This window comes from Actinoplanes sp. NPDC026623, assembly GCF_040638275.1.
In the GTDB taxonomy this organism is placed as follows: domain Bacteria; phylum Actinomycetota; class Actinomycetes; order Mycobacteriales; family Micromonosporaceae; genus Actinoplanes.
In genome coordinates, this window is sequence record NZ_JBEZXZ010000341.1 from 1 (window position 1) to 5263 (window position 5263).

The 5263-nt window shown below is 72.8% G+C and carries 2 protein-coding genes and 1 pseudogene; 2 read left to right on the forward strand and 1 reads right to left on the reverse strand.

Annotation, left to right across the window (positions count from 1 at the left end):
• Positions 1-233 (reverse strand): annotated as a pseudogene (locus AB0F10_RS44000) (RNA polymerase sigma factor SigF); the annotation flags it as partial.
• Between the two features lie 656 nt (positions 234-889).
• On the opposite strand from AB0F10_RS44000, the gene AB0F10_RS44005 reads away from it, so the two are divergent.
• Positions 890-3853 (forward strand): discoidin domain-containing protein, encoded by a 2964-nt coding sequence (locus tag AB0F10_RS44005; RefSeq protein ID WP_360640215.1) that lies wholly within the window; start codon positions 890-892, stop codon positions 3851-3853.
• 93 nt (positions 3854-3946) lie between these two features.
• A partial coding sequence (locus AB0F10_RS44010; protein WP_360640218.1) for a methyl-accepting chemotaxis protein occupies positions 3947-5263 on the forward strand: 1317 nt, incomplete at its 3' end.

A 5263-nucleotide genomic window follows, 5' to 3' on the forward strand; every position in this document is an offset into this window, starting at 1 on the left:
ACGGTGGCGGTCTGGATGAGGTCGTCGGTGGGTTCGCCGCGGCCGGAGTAGCGGTGGGCGAGGTGGCGGGCGAGCGGCAGCCAGGCCTCGATCGCGCGATCACGCAGCGACGCGCGGGAGGGGTGGCCGACCGGCATCGCGGCCATCGCGTTGAGCAGATCGGCGGCGCTGTTCTGCGGCGCCGCGCTGATCGTCGACTTCGTCCTCGTCTCGGCGGACTGAATGACAGTCATCTCGTCGTCCTCCCTGGCACCTGTCCGGAGAGCCGGCCCGGCGTTTCGCCGGGCCCGGGGCGGGCAAGGTATCGCTATCGGTCCCTGGCCGACGGCGATCGATGCGATCCCCGTCGTCCCAGCGCGTCTGGCCGTTCGGTTATGCAGACACTAGCCGAGCGGGCCATCGATGACTAGCCGAAAGTATGAGTCACTTTAAGTAGTCATCTGATCACAGTGGACCGGAATCGCGCACCATGGCCCCCGGGCGGGGCGGCGACCTCGGAAATCGACCGCCCTGCCGGCAGGCGCTGCCGATCCGGTCGCACCCGGACACAGCCGTGGCGCCGGCCTCGGGTGGGGCCGGCGCCACGGGCGGGGGAACGTGCGTTGGGGACGGTTCAGTCAGTTTCATCGATGCATTAGTTAACAAGCAAGCAATCTGGGTTCCGGAACTCGATGCGGGGAACAGCGGCTCGGGCATCCCACCGACGTGACGTGGCTCTCGCGGTGCGGGGGCTCCGGGGCCTATCGGGCATGCTGGACCGCGGGGGTTCCCGGCGGATCGAGTTGCGTCGCGCCACAGAGGAACAGAGATCGTGCCCAAATGGTGATTTGACAGTCTTTGGGGCGGACGCGAAGGCTGTCAGGGCATTCTGTCCTGCTGGGGAGGTTCCTTGCTCGCACTGTCCCGCCGCCAGCTCCTGGCGCTGGCGGGCGTCGGCGGTATCAATGGCGCCCTCACCCTGCCCGGGCGCGCCTCGGCGGCGCCGCCGGATCCGGTCGCCGACCGCTACCGTGAGCTGCTCCACCTGCACACCCGGTGGGTGGAGGAGCAGTGGGACACCCGGATCGGCGCCTACCGCGCCGCCGACTTCTGCTTCGTCGCCGTCCTGGGCAACGCGGTCCTGCTCCGCATGGACGACTACGACGCCCGGCTCGCCGACGTCGACGCGCCAACCCTCAAGGCGAAGACGGTCGCGACGATCCAGCGTTACGCCGCAAGCAACCGGCTGGCCGGCGGCACCGAGTGGGGCCGGCGGCTCTTCTGGGACTCCACCTTCGAGCTCTACTTCGTTCTCGCCGCCCGGCTGCTCTGGGACGACCTGGACGAGCAGGCCCGCCTCAACGTCGAGAAGATCGCCGCGGGCCAGGCCTCCTACGCGTACGGCCTGGGCTCCGACGACGACCCGCTCAGCGGCGGCTGGTCACCGCAGGGCACGACCGGCGGCTGGATCGGCGACACCCGGCTGGAGGAGATGGGCGTCTACGCCCAGGCGCTCGCGCCCGGCATCGCCTGGGCCACGGACGACGACGAGGCGGCCGACGGGTGGCGGGAGCGCTTCCTGCTCTGGGCGTCCAACGCGAGCGGGCTGCCGGTCGCCGACCGCGCCAACCCGGCCGTGGTCGACGGCGAGCGGATCGACCAGCTGACGACCGCGCACAACCTGCACGACACCTTCATCGTGGAGAACCACGGGTCGGTCAACCCGCACTACCAGGCGGAACTCTGGCGTACGGCGGGCCGCGCGGCGATCCACTTCCTGCTCGCCGGCAAGCCGTTGCCGCCGGTGCTCACCCGCCAGCCGAACGGCGAGCAGCTGTGGGCGACGCTGCGGCTGCTGGCCAGCGACGCCGGCGAGCCGGTGATGCCGATGGTCGCGGACCGCTATCACCTGTACGGCCGCGACATCCTCCCGCTCGCCTTCCTCGCCCAGGTGCAGGGCGACCGCGATGCCGCCCGCGCCGAGACCGACCTGTCCGAGCGCCTGCTGCCCTACCTGCGGTACGAGCCGGAGAACCGCCTGACGAAGTTCAGCGGCGAGGAGAAGTACGAGCCCGAGGCCCGCGCCGAGCTGGCGATCGCCTACCTGTTCCACCGCCTGCGCAAGAGCCCGGTGCGGCCGGTCGGCCGGGCCGAGTTCTTCCGCCGCGCGAGCGGCACCCGGGACTTCGGCAGGGACGTCGGGCTGATCGCGCACCAGTCCGAGCACGCGTTCGCGGGGGCGGTCACCAAGGCCGGCTTCGTGAACTTCCTGTGGCAGCCCAAGCACGACAACTGGCTGATCGACACCCGGGCCCCGGCCTTCCTGCCGGCCGGCAGCAGGCCGATCGGCACCTGGACCAGGGCGTACCAGCGCAACCGCGACGGCCTCGACGCGACCGCCACCGTGCTCACCTTCGAGGGCGACCACGCCGCGGCCTTCGCCACCCTGCCGACCGGCACGGTCGTCTACGCGAGCACCGGCCTGCCCGGCGAGGGCCGCCTCACCCTCTTCGACCTCGACATGCCCGGCGTGCCCGGCCTCACCGGCCGGCGCACCTTCACCACGCCGGCCGGGACCGCGGTGCTCGGCGAGCAGGGCCAGTCGGGGGTCACCTTCAGCCCGCGCGATGCCCGCTGGGTGCGGATGCTCGGCCGCGAGCCCGGCACCGAGTTCGGCTACTCGATCTTCACCTTCGCGGTGCTGGACACCAGCGGCGCCGACCTGGCGCAGGGCGCGATGCCGACGGCCTCCTCCGAGGACATCTGGAATCCGGCGCGCAACGCCACCGACGGCAATCCGGAGACCCGCTGGGCGGTCGCCCGCGAGGAGCGCGGCCGGGCCGACAGCTGGCTCGCCGTCGACCTCAGCTCCGTCGTGAAGGTGGCCGGGGTGCGGATCGACTGGGAGGCCGCGTACGGCAAGGGGTTCGTGATCCAGACCTCGACCGACGGTCTGACCTGGACCGACGCGGCCGCCGTCCCGGAGACCCGGTCCGCGCAGGGCTGGGCCGGCATCGACGGCCGGGCCGGCATCGTCACGCACGGCACGTCCCGCAAGATCGTGGTGAGCGTGGCCGGCGTGTCCGCGCCGGCACCCATCATCGAGGGATACCCGGGCGCCACGACCAACCTGGCCGCGGCCGCGGCCCGCACCCTGCCCACCGCCGAGGGCCTGCTGATCAGCGACGCCGACGGCTACCTCAGCGTCTTCAACCTCACCTCCGGCCGGGTGAACGCCACCGTGCGCCTCCCCTCCGGCCGCCGCCTCTACCGTGGCACCCAGGTCGCCCGCGGCAAGGGGCTGGATTGGAAGACCAGCCTGGTGGGCGGCACCGCCATCGTCGAGCCGCCGCGCTTCGACCTCGACGAACCGGCACCGGACGGCACCCGGTTCGACGTCGTGGACTCGCACCACCTCAGGATCACCGCGCCGGACGGGCGCCGGGTCGTGCTCACGGTCCGCGCCGGCTCCTGGTCGACCCGGGTGACCGTGCGGGCCGGCCGGACCCGCGGTCTCGTCGTCCCGGGGGCCCCGGTGACGCCGACCGGCGACCTGGCCCGCGGCCGCATCACCTTCCCGACCTCGCCGCTGCCCGCCGGGATGACCTCGCCCGCGCGCGCGGTCGACGGCGACCCGCGCACGGCCTGGCGGCCGGGCGAGTCCGGCCGGATGGTGGTGGACCTGGGCGCGGTCGTCGCGGTCGGTGACGTCCGGCTGACCTGGTCGAAGGGGCACCGCAGGCCGTGGCGCGTCGAGGCCTCCGCGGACGGGCTGTCCTACTCCGCGCTCGGTAAGCGGGCCCGCTACGTGGCGGTGGCGGTCGAGGGCTGGCGGGCCGGCGACGCGGAACTGGTCGAACTCTCGGTCGTCTGAAGCATTTGCCCCTGTTTCTTGCCTTCCGTCCGCGATGATTCATCGTGGACGGAAGGGTGACCCGCGATGCCGAGGGCAAGGAAAAAGGACGCCGTGCAGGTCACGGTGGGGCGCAACCCGATCACGGCCCTGCTGGCCGACCGCAGCCTGGCGACAAAGAACCTGATCGGCGTGGTCGCGATGGCGCTCGTCGCGGTGGGCCTGGGCCTGCTCGGCCTGTACCGGCTGTCCGAGATGAGCGACGAGCTGGCGAAGATGAAGGCCGCGCACGTCGACAGCCTCCAGCAGGCCGTCGAGCTGCGCGGCGGCGTCGCCGACATGTTCCGCGGGATGCTCGTCGTGAGCCTCGGCGGCACCGACCCCGCCAAGCGCAAGCAGGGCCGCGAGGACGTCGCCGCGGCGGACCAGCGGATCGACGCGGCGCTGGCCGCCTATGCCGGGATCGCCGCCGACTCGCCGGCCCGGCTGCGGAGCCTCGCCGCCTTCACCGAGGCGATGAAGAACTACCGGGCGCTGCGGGACACCGCGCTGTCGCCGCGGGCCCCGGCGCCCGGCGGCGCCCAGCCCGCGCCGGTCGGGGACCGGCTGGACGCGATCGAGGACGAGATGAACGCCGCGGTCGCCGAACTGCAGGCGATCGAGGACACCGAGTCGGACGCGCTGGCCGCCACCGCGAAGGAGACCTTCGAGAACGCGCGGACCCGCATGATCGCCACGCTGGTCATCGGCGTGCTGCTGGCCGGCGGCCTGGCCCTGTTCCTGATCCGGCTGACCAGGCAGCAGCTGACCACGGTGCAGGCGGCGCTGGGCGCGGTCGCCGACAACGACCTGACCGTGCCCGCCGACGTGCGCGCCCGCGACGAACTCGGCCGGATGGCCGTCGCCGTCAACCGGGCCCGCGAGGGCCTGCGCACCACGATCGCCGCGCTGGCCCGCGGCACCGAGGATCTCGGCGCCAACACCCAGCAGCTCGGCGGGGTCACCGCCCGGATCGGCGAGAGCGCCCGCGAGGCGGCCGCACAGGCGGGCCTGGTCGCGGCCGCCGCCGGCGACGTCTCCGCCTCGGTGCAGTCGGTCGCGGCCGGCAGCGACGAGATGGGCGCCTCGATCCGCGAGATCGCCCAGAACGCCAACCACGCCGTGCAGGTCGCCTCCAGCGCGGTCGACGTCGCGCAGATCACCAACGAGACGATCGCCAAGCTCGGCACCTCGTCCGCGGAGATCGGCGACGTGGTGAAGGCGATCACCGGAATCGCCGGGCAGACCAACCTGCTCGCCCTCAACGCCACCATCGAGGCCGCCCGGGCGGGCGAGGCGGGCAAGGGCTTCGCGGTCGTCGCCGGCGAGGTCAAGGACCTCGCGCAGGAGACGGCGAGGGCGACCGAGGACATCTCCCGCCGGGTCGAGACG